Annotated in this window: 14 protein-coding genes; 5 read left to right on the top strand and 9 right to left on the bottom strand. The window is 58.5% G+C overall.

Features of this window, described 5'->3' with window-relative positions:
* Nucleotides 1-18 precede the first annotated feature (18 nt).
* Nucleotides 19-2739, top strand: coding sequence for a preprotein translocase subunit SecA (secA, locus tag AB5Y97_RS09650; protein WP_368157719.1), 2721 nt, complete (start codon nt 19-21; stop codon nt 2737-2739).
* 184 nt (nt 2740-2923) lie between these two features.
* Nucleotides 2924-3328: an 8-oxo-dGTP diphosphatase MutT gene (gene mutT, locus AB5Y97_RS09645; RefSeq protein WP_204384572.1), complete on the top strand. Its 405-nt coding sequence runs from the start codon at nt 2924-2926 to the stop codon at nt 3326-3328.
* Between the two features lie 77 nt (nt 3329-3405).
* On the opposite strand, the gene yacG is transcribed toward mutT, so the two are convergent.
* The 9 genes from yacG to AB5Y97_RS09600 form a co-directional block, all read right to left on the bottom strand.
* Nucleotides 3406-3600 (bottom strand): DNA gyrase inhibitor YacG, encoded by a 195-nt coding sequence (gene yacG / locus AB5Y97_RS09640; protein WP_005336142.1) that lies wholly within the window; start codon nt 3598-3600, stop codon nt 3406-3408.
* Nucleotides 3601-3609: 9 nt separating this feature from the next.
* Nucleotides 3610-4332, bottom strand: a complete 723-nt coding sequence (gene zapD, locus AB5Y97_RS09635; protein WP_005336141.1) for a cell division protein ZapD — start codon at nt 4330-4332, stop codon at nt 3610-3612.
* Nucleotides 4333-4369: 37 nt separating this feature from the next.
* A complete protein-coding gene (coaE, locus tag AB5Y97_RS09630; protein WP_043821966.1) occupies nt 4370-4984 on the bottom strand; it encodes a dephospho-CoA kinase in 615 nt (204 codons plus the stop codon).
* Nucleotides 4985-4996: 12 nt separating this feature from the next.
* A complete protein-coding gene (locus tag AB5Y97_RS09625) occupies nt 4997-5869 on the bottom strand; it encodes an A24 family peptidase (protein ID WP_368157716.1) in 873 nt (290 codons plus the stop codon).
* A gap of 61 nt (nt 5870-5930) precedes the next feature.
* Nucleotides 5931-7172: a type II secretion system F family protein gene (locus AB5Y97_RS09620; RefSeq protein WP_005336136.1), complete on the bottom strand. Its 1242-nt coding sequence runs from the start codon at nt 7170-7172 to the stop codon at nt 5931-5933.
* 240 nt (nt 7173-7412) lie between these two features.
* A complete protein-coding gene (gene tapB / locus AB5Y97_RS09615; protein ID WP_236399116.1) occupies nt 7413-9119 on the bottom strand; it encodes a PilB family type IVa pilus assembly ATPase TapB in 1707 nt (568 codons plus the stop codon).
* Between the two features lie 3 nt (nt 9120-9122).
* Nucleotides 9123-9524: a prepilin-type N-terminal cleavage/methylation domain-containing protein gene (locus AB5Y97_RS09610; RefSeq protein ID WP_081253327.1), complete on the bottom strand. Its 402-nt coding sequence runs from the start codon at nt 9522-9524 to the stop codon at nt 9123-9125.
* 315 nt (nt 9525-9839) lie between these two features.
* Nucleotides 9840-10715, bottom strand: a complete 876-nt coding sequence (gene nadC / locus AB5Y97_RS09605; protein ID WP_368157713.1) for a carboxylating nicotinate-nucleotide diphosphorylase — start codon at nt 10713-10715, stop codon at nt 9840-9842.
* 3 nt (nt 10716-10718) lie between these two features.
* Entirely contained in the window at nt 10719-11189 is a 471-nt protein-coding gene (locus AB5Y97_RS09600) for a TIGR02281 family clan AA aspartic protease (RefSeq protein WP_005336129.1), read from the bottom strand.
* Nucleotides 11190-11319: 130 nt separating this feature from the next.
* Here AB5Y97_RS09600 and ampD point away from each other — a divergent pair, with 130 nt between their 5' ends.
* The 3 genes from ampD (at nt 11320) to aceE (ending at nt 15678) form a co-directional block, all read left to right on the top strand.
* Nucleotides 11320-11895: a 1,6-anhydro-N-acetylmuramyl-L-alanine amidase AmpD gene (gene ampD, locus AB5Y97_RS09595; RefSeq protein ID WP_368157710.1), complete on the top strand. Its 576-nt coding sequence runs from the start codon at nt 11320-11322 to the stop codon at nt 11893-11895.
* 278 nt (nt 11896-12173) lie between these two features.
* Entirely contained in the window at nt 12174-12938 is a 765-nt protein-coding gene (gene pdhR, locus AB5Y97_RS09590; RefSeq protein WP_257696158.1) for a pyruvate dehydrogenase complex transcriptional repressor PdhR, read from the top strand.
* A gap of 79 nt (nt 12939-13017) precedes the next feature.
* Entirely contained in the window at nt 13018-15678 is a 2661-nt protein-coding gene (gene aceE / locus AB5Y97_RS09585; RefSeq protein ID WP_368157708.1) for a pyruvate dehydrogenase (acetyl-transferring), homodimeric type, read from the top strand.
* Nucleotides 15679-15701: the final 23 nt, after the last annotated feature.

Genomic DNA, 15701 nt, shown 5'->3' with positions numbered 1-15701 from the left:
CAGAAATAGTTGGTACCCATGATTAGCACACTGCTTACCAAGATTATCGGCAGCCGGAACGACAGAACGCTCAAGGCTTTGCGCAAAATTGTAAAACAGATCAATGCCATGGAGCCGCAGTTCGAGGCTCTCTCCGATGCCGAGTTGCAGGCCAAAACGGCTGAATATCGTCAGCGTATCGAGCAGGGTGAGACCCTGGAGCAGTTGCTGCCGGAAGCGTTCGCGACCGTGCGTGAAGCCTCCAAGCGTGTGTTTGGCATGCGCCACTTCGATGTGCAGCTGATCGGCGGCATGGTGCTGAACTCCAACCGCATCGCGGAAATGAAGACTGGTGAAGGTAAGACCCTGACCGCCACCCTGCCAGCTTACCTGAACGCCCTGAGCGGCCGTGGTGTGCACGTGGTAACGGTGAACGACTATTTGGCCAAGCGTGATGCGGAGGCGAACCGCCCGCTGTTCGCCTTCCTCGGCATGACAGTCGATTGCAATGTGCCCGGTATGGATGCGTCCCAGAAGCGTGACGCCTACGCCGCCGACATCACCTATGGTACCAACAACGAATTCGGTTTTGACTACCTGCGCGACAACATGGCGTTCTCGCCGGAGCAGCGGGTACAGCGCCCGCTCAACTACGCGCTGGTGGATGAGGTGGACTCGGTGCTTATCGATGAAGCCCGTACTCCGCTCATCATCTCCGGCCCGGCTGAAGACAGCTCAGAGCTCTATATCCGCGTCAACAAGCTGATCCCGCTGCTGGTCAAGCAGGACAAGGAAGACACCGAAGAGTACACCGGCGACGGTCACTACACAGTAGACGAGAAGAACCGTCAGGCCCTGCTGACCGAAAACGGTCAGATCTTCGTGGAAGAGCTGCTCAAGAAAGAGGGGCTGCTGGACGAGAACGACTCCCTGTTCTCCGCCTCTAACATCAGCCTGCTGCACCACGTCAACGCAGGTCTGCGCGCCCATACCCTGTTTGAGCGCAACGTGGACTACATCGTCCAGAAAGACGAGATCGTCATTGTTGACGAGCACACTGGCCGTACCATGCCGGGTCGTCGCTGGTCAGATGGTCTGCATCAGGCCGTTGAAGCGAAGGAAGGGGTGAAGATCCAGAACGAGAACCAGACGCTGGCATCCATCACCTTCCAGAACTACTTCCGTCTCTACAACAAGCTGGCGGGGATGACAGGTACTGCGGATACAGAAGCCTTTGAATTCCAGCAGATTTATGGCCTGGATACCGTAGTTATCCCGACCAACAAGCCAATGGTGCGCAAGGACATGGGCGATCTGGTCTACCTGACCGCCAATGAGAAGTATGCCGCCATCATCGAAGATATCCGTCAGTGCGTGGCCAAGGGCCAGCCTGTATTGGTTGGTACAGTCTCTATCGAGAACTCCGAGCTGCTCTCCGGCATCCTGACCAAGGAGAAGATCCCGCACAAGGTGCTGAACGCCAAGTTCCACGCCATGGAAGCGGAGATCGTCGCCCAGGCCGGTCAGACTGGCGCGGTCACTATCGCCACCAACATGGCCGGTCGTGGTACCGACATTGTGTTGGGCGGTAACTGGCAGGCAGAGATTGCCAAGCTGGAGAACCCGACCAGCGAGCAGATTGCAGAGCTGAAAGCTGCCTGGCAGGTGCGTCACGATGCGGTGCTGGCCGCCGGTGGTCTGCACATTATCGGCACCGAGCGTCACGAATCCCGTCGTATCGATAACCAGCTGCGCGGCCGTTCCGGTCGTCAGGGTGACCCGGGCTCCTCCCGTTTCTACCTCTCCATGGAAGATACCCTGATGCGGATCTTCGCCTCCGATCGCGTGACCGGCATGATGAAGAAGCTGGGCATGGAAGAGGGCGAAGCCATCGAGCACCCGTGGGTCACCAAGGCGATCGAAAATGCCCAGCGCAAGGTGGAAGGTCGCAACTTCGACATCCGCAAGAGTTTGCTGGAGTTTGATGACGTTGCCAACGACCAGCGCAAGGTGGTCTACGAGCAGCGCAACGAGCTGCTGGATACCAGCGACATCTCCGAGACCATTCACGTTATCCGTGACGACGTCTACGGCGCGGTGATCGACGAGTACATTCCGCCCCAGTCTCTGGAAGAGATGTGGGACGTGCCGGGCCTGGAAGCGCGCCTGAAGGCAGACTTCGCGCTGGATCTGCCATTGCAGCAGTGGCTGGCGGAAGATGACAAGCTGTATGAAGAGAAGCTGCGCGAGCGCATTCTGGACGAAGCCACCAAGCTCTATGCCCACAAGGAAGAGCTGGTCGGCAAAGAGGTGCTGCGCAACTTCGAGAAGGCAGTGATGCTGCAAACTCTGGATGGTCTGTGGAAAGAGCATCTGGCGGCCATGGATCACCTGCGTCAGGGCATCCATCTGCGCGGTTACGCCCAGAAGAACCCCAAGCAGGAGTACAAGCGCGAATCCTTCGATCTGTTCACCCAGATGCTGGAAACCCTCAAGCGCGACGTGGTCAGCATCCTGAGCCGTGTTCAGGTGCAGGAGCGCGATGTGGAAGCGATGGAAGAGCAGCAACGCCAGCAGTCGGAAGCCGCTCCCCGCACCTATACCCACGCCGCTGCCGAGAGCCAGCTGGCCGATGAACAGGCCGCAGGCGAAGAGGGGCACACCACCTTCGTACGTGACGAGCAGAAGGTCGGTCGCAACGATCCCTGCCCGTGCGGTTCCGGCAAGAAGTACAAGCACTGCCACGGTCAGTTGACCTGATCGACGCTATGCCATAACAGGCGGGCCAAGTGCCCGCCTTGTTTTTGTCAGAAGGTGGCGAAGTCACTGTAGTGGCGCCACTTTGCAAAGGATTATCGGATATCAGGCATTATCGGTCGTTCACCCAGCCAGAGGTTGGGCGCATCGAACGGCCCGGTCATGTATTGCGTGTAAAGGTACCAAGATGGAACAGAAAAAACGGATCTGGGTGGCGGTTGGCGTCATCGAGAATGAACGGGGCGATATCTTCATCGCCAGACGCTCCTCTGATCGCCATCAGGGGGATCGCTGGGAGTTTCCCGGTGGCAAGGTAGAGTCGGGCGAGGATCTGCTTACCGCGCTGGATCGGGAGCTGTGGGAAGAGATCGGCATCCGAGTATTGGATTGTGCCCCCTTCATGGAACTGCAGCACGACTACCCCGAGAAGCAGGTATTGCTGGATATCTGGAAGGTGACCCGTTTCAGCGGTGAGCCGTTCGGCAAAGAGGGGCAGGAGTGCCTGTGGGTGCCGGTGGCCGAGCTGAACAACTACCACTTCCCCGATGCCAATGGCCCGATTGTAGCGCGGCTACAGGGTCTGCAGGCTTGAGCCGGTAGCAATCAACAAGCATCAAAAAAGGGCCAATCGGCCCTTTTTTGATATTGCAGAGGTGAGTGACCAAGGGCTTATAGCCACTGATCGCCCTCTTCCGGCTCCGGCAGCAGATCCGGGTTGATCTCCCCCGGGATCCGCTTCTCTTCATCGGCCCACTCGCCAAGATCGATCAGTTGGCAGCGCTTGCTGCAGAAGGGGCGGAACGGACTCTGCGGGCCCCACTCCACTTCGCTCTGACAGGTCGGGCACTTTACCTTGGTGACCATAAGCGCTCCTTAGCAGCAGGCGAGCTGGAACGGCACATCGCCAATCGGCTGTTCTGCGGTGGGCAGAAAGCGCAGGGCGAAGCGGTTCTTGTGGCCGCTCAGGGTCGGGTAGCAGAACAGATTGCCCGGCAGCTTGATGCGGATCAGCTCGGCGCTCTCGGCGGTGTCCTGGAAGAAACCGTTGCTGGCAACCTGCTCACTGAAGCTGCCTGATTCACGCCACAGGCGCAGCAGCAGGGTGATGGCATTCATCAGCAGGTTAATGTCGCTCAGCCAGCCCTGCATCTGCTGGTGACGGGTGATGGCCGGGGTACCGAGCCAGTGGTGTAGCTGCGGCACATCGAAGGCACACAGGCCACCGGGGATGGAGAAACGCTGGCGAATGGAGCCGAGCAGACGATCCTCTTTCAGGCGGGCACCCGGGCGTGGTGAATTGAGCAGGTTGCGGGAGAGCTGGCTGCTCTCTTGCTGCATCAGTTTGATCTGCTCCAGATCGACGTCGGGCAGGCTGGCCCAGTGGCTCAGACGCTGGCCGAGACGCTCCAGATCCTTGATGAGGTCGGCGCGCAGGTCACCACGCTCAAGCAACTCCTGCAGATCGAACAGCCCTTTGAAGAAGGCGATATGTGCCCAGGATTGTTCACTCTCCAGATTGTCGCGGATCTGGGAAAACAGGGACTCCAGACGAAGATAGGTCCGGCTTTTTTCATTGAGGGGGAAATCGTAAATCATGCCTAATCCTGGCCAGCCATAAACCGGCCTAGTGTACTCACACTTGGCGGCCTTGTTGAGAGGCAATTGCCAGATATGTCTCGTGCAGCGCCAAAATCCGCGTTTTAATCGCCATTTCGCTGCCATTGTGGTTTTCGATGACATCATCCGCCGCAGCGAGACGTTCCGACCGGCTCGCCTGAGCGGCGATGATGGCCCGGGCCTGCTCGGCCGATACCCCATCCCGGCGGCAGGTGCGCTCAATCTGGGTGGCTTCATCCACATCGATCACCAGCACCCGGTTGGCGAGGCCGGTGAGTTTGTTCTCCACCAGCAGTGGCACCACCAGCAGGCAGTAAGGAGAACTGGCCGCGGTACATTGGCGCTGCATTTCGCTGCGAATAAGCGGGTGAAGTAGGGCATTGAGCCACTCCTTGGCCTGTGGGTCGCTGAAGACCCGCTCGCGCAGGGCGCGACGGTCGAGTTGACCGCTCGGATCAATCACATCCGGGCCAAAATGGTCGGCGATGGCGGCAAGGGCCGGGGTGCCCGGCTCAACGACCTCGCGGGCGATCACATCGGCATCCACCACCTCGATACCCAGCGCGGCAAACTGATTGGCGATAGTGGTCTTGCCGCTGCCGATACCACCTGTGATAGCAACTACATACATGGGGCCTCTTGCTCAAAGCAGGGTAGAGAGATACCAGCGGGTGATGGTATCGCCCCATAGCAGTGCAATCCAGCCCGCGATGGCGAGGTAGGGGCCGAAGGGAATGGGCTTGCCCTGATGGTGTTTGTGCAAGGCGATCAGACTGATGCCGATCACTGCGCCGACCAGGGATGAGAGCAGCAGAATTATGGGCAGCGCCTGCCAGCCGAGCCAGGCGCCCAGTGCCGCCAGCAGCTTGAAGTCGCCATAGCCCATCCCCTCCTTGCCGGTTAGCAGCTTGAAAGCCCAGTAGAGGCTCCAGAGCACCAGATAGCCCACCATGGCGCCGATCACGGCATCCGCCAGCGGCACGAAGCCGCCTGCCAGGTTGAACAGCAGCCCACCCCACAGCAGTGGCAGGGTGAGCTGGTCGGGCAGTAACATCTTGTCGAGATCGATAAAGGTGAGGGCGACCAGCACCCAGGTCAGCAACAGGGCGGCCAGTGTGCCCCAGCCCGGCGTTATGACCATGGCAACGGCCACCGAGAGCAGGGCGGTCAGCAGCTCTACCAGCGGATAGCGGGCCGAGATGGGGGCCTGACAGTCACGGCAACGCCCTTTGAGCCAGAGCCAGCTCAACAGCGGGATGTTCTCAAGCGCAGTGATGGCGTGGCCACAGTGAGGGCATGCAGAGCGGGGGACCATCAGGTTGTAGCGCTCTGGCGCAGTGGCCTCCTCATCGGGGGAAAAGTAGCCGCGATACTCGGCCTGCCACTCCCGCTCCAGCATGATGGGCAAGCGGTGGATCACTACGTTAAGGAAGCTGCCGATCATCAGGGAGAAAAGAAAAACCAGCGAGAAGTAGAGCCAGGGCAAGCTGTGAGCCAGCTCGAGAAGAAGTGTCATAACCAACCGTCAGTTATTGAATGAGGGGGAGGGCATGGTTGTGGTGCCATGCCCTGATAAATCAGCCTACCACGTCGCCAAGCTTGAAGATGGGCAGGTACATGGCGATAACCATGCCGCCGACCAGCACCCCGAGCACCACCATGATGAGGGGTTCCAGCAGGCTGGTGAGGCCATCGACCAGATCATCCACCTCCTGCTCGAAGATGGTGGCGACCTTGGAGAGCATATCATCGATGGCGCCGGACTCCTCACCGATCATCACCATCTGGATCACCATGTCGGGGAAGAGATCGACGGTGCGCATCGCCACGTTGATCTGCATACCGGCCACCACCTCGTTGCGGATCGCCATGACGGCGGTGCGATAGACATAGTTACCCGAGGCCCCTGCTGCCGAAATCAGCGCATCCACCAGCGGAATACCGGCGGAGAAGGTGGTCGACAGGGTGCGGGCAAAGCGGGCCATGGCCGCCTTGTGCAGGATCATTCCGACCACCGGAATGGTGAGGACGAACTTGTCGGTATTGTCTTTCACCTTCTGGGAGGCCCGCCAGGCCCGCACGTAAAGGAAGATGCCAAGGGCCGTGCCACCAAAGAAGACATACCACCAGTTCTGCATAAAGCGGGAGATGCCGATAACAAACTGGGTGAACACCGGCAGCTCGGCGCCGAAGCTCTTGAAGATATCCTCGAACTGCGGAATGACGAACAGCAGCAGGATGGAGGTGACCACGATGGCGACCAGAATGACCATGGTGGGGTAGAACATCGCCTTTTTGATCTTCGACTTGAGCGCTTCCGATTTTTCCCGATAGGTGGCGATACGGTCGTAGATGGTCTCCAGCGCACCGGATTGCTCACCGGCTTCCACCAGATCGCAATAGAGATCATCAAAGTAGAGGGGATGGCGGCGCAGTGCCTCCGACATGGGGGTACCGGTCTCCACATCGGCGGCAATCTGCCCCATCAGCTCGCGCATCGAGGCTTTCTCGTGGCTGCGGGCGATAATCTGCAGGCTCTGCACCAGCGGTACACCGGCGGAGAGCATGGTGGTGATCTGGCGTGAGACGATGGCGATATCCATCGGCTTGATCTTGGCGCCGCCCTTGGAGAAGAGCCCCTGGGATTTCTTGGCTACCTTGGTGACGTTGACCCCCTGCTTGCGCAGTTCGGTCTTGACGGTGTTGATGCTGTCGGCCTGTAGCTCGCCGGAGACCTTCTGCCCCTTGCGGTTTACCCCGTGCCAGCGGAAGGCGAAGACTTTCTTGGGGGCATTGTTCTTTTTCGTTAGGGTTGCCATCTTTGCATCCTGCAATGGGGTTGGTTGTCAGAGTCGGACTCCGCACGTCACCAACCTGGTCAAGGTGCCCGACTGGCTTGATGCCTGCGGGGTACTGATAGGGTGGGTGGTACCTTCTTGGCGCCAGCCCGGTCACTTTAATACCTGATTATTCTGTCGCTCGGGTTGTCATCCATAGCGAGTTTGTGGGTGAATGATGCTTTGTGCCAACCAAACCGGCGGGTCGTTCCGCCACATGGATCAGTTGGTGGTGACCCGATTGACCTCGGCCAGACTGGTGACCCCGAGCCGGGCCTTCTCCAGTCCTGAGGTACGCAGGGTACGCATCCCCTCTTTCTGCGCGATAGCTGCGATTTGCAGGGAGTTTGCCCCTTGCATGATCAATTTGGCGATGTTCTCCGACATCAGCATGATTTCGTATATGCCGATCCGCCCCTTGTAGCCGCCGGAACACTCCTTGCAGCCGACCGGTTTGAACAGTCGCAGCCCGGCCGCCAACTGCTGCGGCGTAAAGCCCAGCTCCAGCAGTTCGGCTTCCGGCACCACTTCCGGCGCTTTGCAGTGGTCGCATAGTTTACGGGCCAGCCGCTGGGCCATGATCAGGGTCACCGAGGAGGCGATGTTGAAAGCCGGTACCCCCATGTTCATCATCCGGGTCAGGGTCTCGGCGGCGGAGTTGGTATGCAGGGTGGAGAGCACCAGGTGGCCGGTCTGGGCAGCCTTGATGGCGATCTCGGCGGTTTCGAGATCGCGAATTTCCCCCACCATCACCACATCCGGGTCTTGCCGCAAGAAGGATCGCAAGGCGCTGGCAAAGGTGAGCCCCGCCTTGGGGTTGACCTGCACCTGGTTGACGCCGGGCAGGTTGATCTCCACCGGATCTTCGGCGGTAGAGATATTTACCTCGGTGGTGTTGAGAATATTGAGGCCGGTATAGAGCGAGACCGTTTTGCCCGAGCCGGTGGGGCCAGTCACCAGGATCATCCCCTGTGGCTTGGAGAGGGCGCGCAGGTACTGCGCCTTCTGCCGGTCATCAAAGCCGAGTTGCTCGATATTAAGGCGTGCCGCCGAGGAGTCGAGCAGACGGATAACGATCTTCTCCCCCCACATGGTGGGCAGGGTATTGACCCGCATATCCATCGACTTGTTGCGCGACAGCTTCAGCTTGATGCGGCCATCCTGCGGCAGCCGCCGTTCGGCAATATCGAGCCGCGCCATGACCTTGAGGCGGGCAGAGAAACGGTTGGAGAGGTTGACCGGCGGGGTAGCAATTTCATGCAGAATGCCATCGATGCGAAAGCGCACCCGATACTTGAACTCATAGGGCTCGAAGTGCAGGTCGGAGGCACCGCGCTTGATGGCATCCATCAGGATTTTGTTGATGTACTTGACGATGGGTGCATCGTCATCAGCGGTATTGACGCTCTCGTCCAGCCGACTGTTCTCGTCGGAGACCTCGAGATCCGAAATCTCGGATTCGTCGATATCCTCCATGCCGAGGGCGTCGTTTTCACTCTCCAGCAGCTTGCCGATGGCGGCGGTGAGCTTGTTTTCCTCTACCAGCAGTGCTTCGGTATGAAGGCCGAAGCTGAAGCCAAAGTCCTCCAACGCCGAGACATTGGTCGGGTCCGACATGGCGATATAGAGGGTGTGGCCCTGGGTGTAGATGGGCAGGACGTGGTGTTTCTCAATCAGCTTCTGATTGAGGTACTTCTGCGGAATCTCGGCCAAATCGAAGGCGGCAAGATCCAGCAGAGGTACCCCATACTCCAGCTCGCAAAAATCGGCGAGCGCCTTGCTGTCAAGGATCTCGTTTTCTATCAGAAATGTCACAAAGGGTTTGCGCTGGGCCTTGGCCTGGCTTAGATAGCGCTGGGAATCCTCTTCACTGATCAGTGAAGAGGCGGCCAGGCTTAACGCCAGGCCGCTATTGGGACTAGAGGTCATGTATTAGCAGAGATTTGCAGGGCTGCAGACAGCGTTCCAACTAATCTTGGTGCCTGTTACAGTACCGGTCATGGTATAGGTACCAGGTGCTCCAGAGGTTGTACCAGTAGCGATAATAGTCGGAGAAGAGCCTGAGACGCTAGCAACAACGCTCTGTACAACTCCGCTCGGATATGCACCACTTACAGTGGCATTGGCAGCGGTTCCGCAGGTTGTAACGTCAGTAGCTGTTTGATAACACACTTCCATAGATGTTTTTACTGCACCGGTCGCTGATATAACTTCTGTAAAGCGAGCTTTCTGGGTGTAACTCTGATAAGCCGGCAGTGCTACCGCCGCCAGAATGGCCACGATTGCGACCACGATCATCAGTTCAATAAGGGTAAAACCCGATTGCTTCTTCATTTGAAATATCCTTTTATCCTTGGTTCCTGGGAAGTGTCGGTGGAAAATCATCCGCACGTCAGTATCTTATCCGAGCTGTCAGGGGTGGCAACAGAGATTGCTGCCTTTGTTAACTACTTTCATGTCATTTACCAAAAACTTGATGCGAGTCATAAAATAAGTGGCTTCTTATGACTCTTTGTTACGGGTGAAAGCGGGTCCGTCATTACACTCCTTTGCTGATGGATCCTGCATAAAGAAAAGGCGCCCATGGCGCCTTTTGCAAGTTGTTTATCCGGTTAGGTCGAGTATTTGCTCAGGCCTGCGGGGTGAATCTCACTGCTGGATAAAGCGCATGGAGAGATCGAGCGCCCGTACATGCTTGGTGAGCGCCCCGACCGAGATAAAATCGACGCCGGTGGCCGCAAACTCGGCCAGAGTGTCGAGGGTCACATTGCCGGAGACTTCCAGCTTGGCGCGGCCCTGATTGATGGCGACCGCTTCCCGCATCATGGTCACGTCGAAGTTGTCGAGCATCACGATATTGGCCTTTGCCGCCAGCGCCTGTTCCAGCTCTGCCAGTGATTCCACTTCCACCTCCACCGGTTTGCCCGGATTGAGATGACGAGCCTCGCTAATTGCCTCGGCAATGCCGCCACAGGCGAGGATATGGTTCTCTTTGATGAGGTAAGCGTCGTAGAGGCCGATACGGTGATTCTTGCCGCCGCCGCAGGTGACCGCGTACTTCTGTGCCGTGCGCAGCCCGGGGATGGTCTTGCGGGTATCGAGCAGACGACAGTCGGTGCCTTCCAGTTCAGCCACATAGCGGGCGGTGAGGGTGGCGACGCCGGAGAGGGTCTGGACAAAGTTCAGCGCATTGCGTTCGCCGGTCAGCAGCAAGCGGGCAGGGCCATGGAGGCGGAACAGCTCCTGATTGGGGGAGAGCACTTCCCCATCCTGCACCTTCCACTCCACCTTCACTTCGCCACCGAGCTGGGCCTTCAGTTGCAGGAAGACTTCATCCACCCAAGGCTGGCCGCAGAATACTCCTGCTTCACGGGTGATGACCCGGGCAGTGGCCATCCGATCCGCCGGGATCAGCTGGGCGGTGATATCGGCGCTGGCGTCCGGTTGGTCCAGCGTGGTGAGGGCATCGCCCAGATCTTCGAGTAGTGCGGCGCGCACGGCGCGGCTGACATCCTGTTGAAACATGCCTTATTCCTGCAAGGGTCTGAGCAGCAGTTGCCGCTCCTTTTGAACCAGCTCCAGCCGACCGAGGGCGTTCATGCCAACCAGCACTTCGTCACCGTCTGCCGCCGGATTGATAAAGATGGCCAGATCGTACAAGGTCAATGGTCCCATCGCCAGCGTTTCGATGGTGCCGTTGCCGACCCGGATCTGTCCCGCGGCAGTATTGACCTGGCTGCTGCCATAAGCGGTCAGGCCGAGCCGCTCGGCAACCTGCTGCGGGATGGTGATGCGAGTGGCGCCGGTATCGAGCAGCAGTTGCACCGGCTGGCCGTTGATGGCACCCTCCAGACGATAGTGGCCGCTCTGGTCGGCCCGCAGCAACAGCTCGCCGCTGGCAGTGACACTTGGTTGGTTGCGGGAGTGAAAATAGAGGGTCAGCAGGCCCATCAAAGAGAGCCAGGCCAGTAACCACATCCAGCGTGCCGTGTGCTGCATACCCCATCCATATCGAGCGGAAGATGACTCAGCCTAACATACCATTTCCCGTTGATTCAGTGAGTTGGTGCCGGGTTGCCTATCAGGTATCTTCGTTTTCTCGCCATTTATCAGCCAACTCGAGTAGCCGATGACTCAACTCGCTTCGCAACCTTGTTTCTCTATCGATGCCGCAGGCTGGTGCCAGCAGGCGCGCCGGGTGCCTTCTCCCCATCACAACGAACGGGCAGCGCCGGATGATATCTCCCTGCTGGTGGTTCATGGCATCAGCCTGCCGCCTGGGGAGTTTGGCGGTCCCTTTATCGACGATCTCTTTATGGGACGACTCGACCCGGAGGCTCATCCCTATTTTGCCGGTATCCATCAGCTGCGGGTTTCGGCACACTGCCTGATCCGCCGTGATGGCGAGCTGGTGCAGTATGTACCGTTTGGCGCGCGCGCCTGGCATGCAGGTGTCTCGAGCTGGCAGGGGAGGGAGGCATGTAATGACTTCTCCATTGGCATCGAGCTGGAAGGGACTGACGAAACCCCCTATACCGAGGCTCAGTACCGGGCGCTGGCGGAGCTCACCCGAGCCATCTCGGAGCGCTATCCGGCGATTACCCACGAAAAAATTGTCGGCCATTGCGACATCGCGCCGGGGCGCAAGACGGATCCCGGAGCCAGTTTTCAGTGGGATTACTACCGGCAGCTGCTAAACAGCTAAAGTAATTATTAAAATTTAGTTTGGATTTTAAAATCAATGGCTTGCCGATCTGGCAGGCCATTTTTGTATCCGGTTGCGCAGATGTTATTTGTGAGCGCCGTCAAGAATATTGGTCAGACCATTTTCTATGAGCTAAATCATGTTTGCCCTGTTTTACCCCTTAAGTGGTGGGGTTGATTCTTGACTCAGATCATCTTTTGGGTGGACTTTTCAAAAGGGCTCTGCTAATTTTCGCCCCATCCATGAAATTGGTAATACCAATTTAACAAAGTAGCCTCATGCCCTATCGCAAGATTACGCAACCCAAGTTGGCCGACTCCATTGTCGCCGAGCTGGAACAGATGATTCTGGAAGGCAGCCTGCAGCCGGGGCAGAAATTGCCTCCCGAGCGGGAACTCGCCATCCAGTTTCAGGTATCGCGCCCCTCCTTGCGCGAAGCCATCCAGCGGCTGGAAGCGCGCGGGTTGCTTTATCGCCGTCAGGGCGGCGGCACTTATGTGCAGAATGCCCTGAGCAAGGGAATGGCCGATCCCCTGTTCGAACTGCTCAGTACCCACCCGGAAGCCCGGTATGACCTGCTGGAGTTTCGCCATGCGCTGGAAGGCATCTGTGCCTACTACGCGGCCTTGCGGGGAACCGGGTCTGATTTCGAGCGCATTCGTCAGGTGCAAACCACCATCGAAGAGGCGGGCCAGTCGGGCTCGCTGGTGGCTGAATCGGCAGCCGTGACCCAGTTCTATCTGGCGGTGGCCGAGGCGTCCCACAACGTGGTGCTGCTGCACCTGCTGCGGGCCATGAGCCCGATGCTCGAGCAGAACATTCTGCAGAATAACGAGATTTTGAATCGCCGCCCGGGAGTGGTAGCCAAGATACGTCGCCATCGCGCGAATCTGATCGAGGCTATTCTTTCGGGGGCTCCGGAGCGGGCCAGAACAGCTTGTCATGAGCACCTGGCCTTTATCGAGGACACCTTGTTGGATATGCAGAGGGAAGACAGCCGGATCCAGCGATCCATGCGTCGGATCCGTCAGCAGGAAAACTAATCCCACAAGGCTTTATTGTCGAATGCTTGCGCCCTTCGCCGTGCAATGCCGTGCAATCACAACAACATAGGAACCAGCCATGTCTGATATCCTGAAGAACGATGTGGACCCGATAGAAACGCTGGAGTGGCTTGCCTCTCTGGAATCCCTGCTGCGTGAAGAGGGTCCGCAACGCGCTCAGTTCATCCTTGAACAGTTGGCCGAGAAAGCCCGCGCAAGCGGTGTGGACGTGGCTGCCAAGGCAAACCGCGACTACATCAACACCATCCCGTCCAGCGACGAGCCGGCTTACCCGGGCGACCTGGAAATGGAACGCCGCATTCGCGCCATCATCCGCTGGAATGCCATGATGATCGTGCTGCGCGCCTCCAAGAAAGACCTGGACCTGGGTGGTCACATGTCTTCCTTCGCTTCTTCCGCGACCATCTACGAAGTCTGCTACAACCACTTCTTCCGTGCCCGCAACGAGAAGGACGGTGGCGATCTGGTTTACTTCCAGGGTCACATCTCTCCGGGCATCTATGCTCGCGCCTTTGCTGAAGGTCGTCTGACCGAAGAGCAGTTGGACAACTTCCGTCAGGAAGTGGACGGCAAGGGTATCCCTTCCTATCCGCACCCGAAACTGATGCCGGACTTCTGGCAGTTCCCGACCGTCTCCATGGGGCTGGGCCCCATCGCCGCCATCTATCAGGCTCGCTTCCTGAAGTACCTGACCGACCGTGGCATCAAGGATTGCTCCGAGCAGACCGTTTACGCCTTCCTGGGTGACGGCGAGATGGACGAGCCGGAAGCCAAGGGTGCCCTGACCGTTGCCGTGCGTGAAAAGCTCGACAACCTGGTGTTCGTGGTCAACTGCAACCTGCAGCGTCTGGATGGTCCGGTTGTCGGTAACGGCAAGGTCATCAACGAGCTGGAAGGCCTGTTTGCTGGCGCCGGTTGGGATGTCACCAAGGTTATCTGGGGCCGCAAGTGGGATGAGCTGCTGAAGAAAGACACTTCCGGCAAGCTGATCCAGTTGATGAACGAGACCGTGGACGGTGACTACCAGACCATGAAGTCCCGCGACGGTGGCTACATCCGCGAGCACTTCTTCAACCGTTATCCGGAAACTGCCGCGCTGGTCAAAGATATGACCGACGAGGAGATCTTCGCCCTGAACCGCGGTGGTCACGATCCTCGCAAACTGTTCGCTGCATTCAACAAGGCGACCCAGACCAAGGGCAAGCCGACCGTTATTCTGGCCAAGACCATCAAGGGTTACGGCATGGGTGAAGCGGCCGAAGGCAAGAACATCGCTCACCAGGTCAAGAAGATGGAGCTGGACTCCGTGCGTCACCTGCGTGACCGCTTCAACCTGCCGGTGGCCGACGAACAGCTGGCCGATCTGCCTTACCTGAAGATCGAAGCCGGTTCTGCCGAGCACAAATACCTGCACGACCGTCGCACTGCCCTGAAAGGCTATGTGCCGACCCGTCTGCGTGAAAGCACCACCAAGCTGGAAATCCCGGCGCTGGATGCCTTCGGTCCGCTGCTGGGTGAGCAGGCGCGCGAAATCTCCACCACCATGGCGTTCGTGCGTTCCCTGAACGTGATGCTGAAAGACAAGTCCATCGGCAAGCGTATCGTTCCGATCCTGGCCGATGAAGCCCGTACCTTCGGTATGGAAGGTCTGTTCCGCCAGATCGGTATCTACAGCCCGCACGGTCAGCAGTACACCCCGCAAGACCGCGACATCGTCTCCTACTACAAGGAAGACAAGCAGGGTCAGGTTCTGCAAGACGGTATCAACGAGCTGGGCGCCATGTCCTCCTGGCTGGCTGCTGCGACCTCTTACAGCACCAACGACTGCCCGATGATCCCGTTCTACATCTACTACTCCATGTTCGGCTTCCAGCGGATCGGCGACATGGCGTGGGCAGCCGGTGACCAGCAAGCCCGTGGCTTCCTGCTGGGTGCAACCTCCGGTCGTACTACCCTGAACGGCGAAGGTCTGCAGCACGAAGATGGTCACAGCCACATCCTGGCGAACACCATCCCGAACTGCATCTCCTACGACCCGTCCTACGCCTATGAAGTGGCGGTGATCGTACAGGACGGCCTGCGCCGCATGTACGGTGAGAACCCGGAGAACGTGTTCTACTACATCACCACCCTGAACGAGAACTACGCCATGCCGGCTATGCCGGAAGGCGCCGAGGAAGGCATCCGCAAGGGTATCTACAAGCTGGAATCCGTCGCCGGTGCCAAGGCGAAAGTTCAGCTGCTGGGTTGTGGTTCCATCCTGGGTCACGTGCGCAAGGCTGCCCAGATCCTGGCCAGCGAGTACGGCATCGGTTCCGATGTGTTCAGCGTCACCTCCTTCAACGAGCTGGCCCGTGACGGTCAGGACGCGGATCGCTGGAACATGCTGCACCCGACTGCCGAAGCTCGCGTACCGTACATCGCTCAGGTACTGGGTTCCGAAGCCACCATCGCTGCGACCGACTACATGAAGTCCTTCGCCGATCAGGTTCGCGCCTTCGTTCCGACCGAGAACTACCGCGTGCTGGGTACCGACGGTTACGGCCGTTCCGACAGCCGTGCCAACCTGCGTCGTCACTTCGAAGTGAACGAGTTCTACGTGGTGGTTGCTGCTCTGACCGAACTGGCCAAGCGCGGCGAGGTAGACAAGCAGGTTGTGGCCGACGCCATCGCCAAGTACGGCATCGATGCCGACAAGGTCAACCCGCTGTACGCGTAAGTGGATCAAGGGTCGCGCCGTAT

Origin of the sequence: Aeromonas sp. R10-2 (assembly GCF_040908445.1) — a bacterium.
In the GTDB taxonomy this organism is placed as follows: Bacteria; Pseudomonadota; Gammaproteobacteria; order Enterobacterales; family Aeromonadaceae; genus Aeromonas; species Aeromonas veronii.
Note: the sequence above shows the minus strand (reverse complement) of the source record. Positions and strands in the feature narration are given on the sequence as shown.

Excerpts from the sequence above, each read along its gene's own strand:
- secA (WP_368157719.1), top strand. The coding sequence starts at position 19 with ATGATTAGCACACTGCTTACCAAGATTATCGGCAGCCGGAACGACAGA.
- mutT (WP_204384572.1), top strand. The coding sequence starts at position 2,924 with ATGGAACAGAAAAAACGGATCTGGGTGGCGGTTGGCGTCATCGAGAAT.
- yacG (WP_005336142.1), bottom strand. The coding sequence starts at position 3,600 with ATGGTCACCAAGGTAAAGTGCCCGACCTGTCAGAGCGAAGTGGAGTGG.
- zapD (WP_005336141.1), bottom strand. The coding sequence starts at position 4,332 with ATGATTTACGATTTCCCCCTCAATGAAAAAAGCCGGACCTATCTTCGT.
- coaE (WP_043821966.1), bottom strand. The coding sequence starts at position 4,984 with ATGTATGTAGTTGCTATCACAGGTGGTATCGGCAGCGGCAAGACCACT.
- AB5Y97_RS09625 (WP_368157716.1), bottom strand. The coding sequence starts at position 5,869 with ATGACACTTCTTCTCGAGCTGGCTCACAGCTTGCCCTGGCTCTACTTC.
- AB5Y97_RS09620 (WP_005336136.1), bottom strand. The coding sequence starts at position 7,172 with ATGGCAACCCTAACGAAAAAGAACAATGCCCCCAAGAAAGTCTTCGCC.
- tapB (WP_236399116.1), bottom strand. The coding sequence starts at position 9,119 with ATGACCTCTAGTCCCAATAGCGGCCTGGCGTTAAGCCTGGCCGCCTCT.
- AB5Y97_RS09610 (WP_081253327.1), bottom strand. The coding sequence starts at position 9,524 with ATGAAGAAGCAATCGGGTTTTACCCTTATTGAACTGATGATCGTGGTC.
- nadC (WP_368157713.1), bottom strand. The coding sequence starts at position 10,715 with ATGTTTCAACAGGATGTCAGCCGCGCCGTGCGCGCCGCACTACTCGAA.
- AB5Y97_RS09600 (WP_005336129.1), bottom strand. The coding sequence starts at position 11,189 with ATGCAGCACACGGCACGCTGGATGTGGTTACTGGCCTGGCTCTCTTTG.
- ampD (WP_368157710.1), top strand. The coding sequence starts at position 11,320 with ATGACTCAACTCGCTTCGCAACCTTGTTTCTCTATCGATGCCGCAGGC.
- pdhR (WP_257696158.1), top strand. The coding sequence starts at position 12,174 with ATGCCCTATCGCAAGATTACGCAACCCAAGTTGGCCGACTCCATTGTC.
- aceE (WP_368157708.1), top strand. The coding sequence starts at position 13,018 with ATGTCTGATATCCTGAAGAACGATGTGGACCCGATAGAAACGCTGGAG.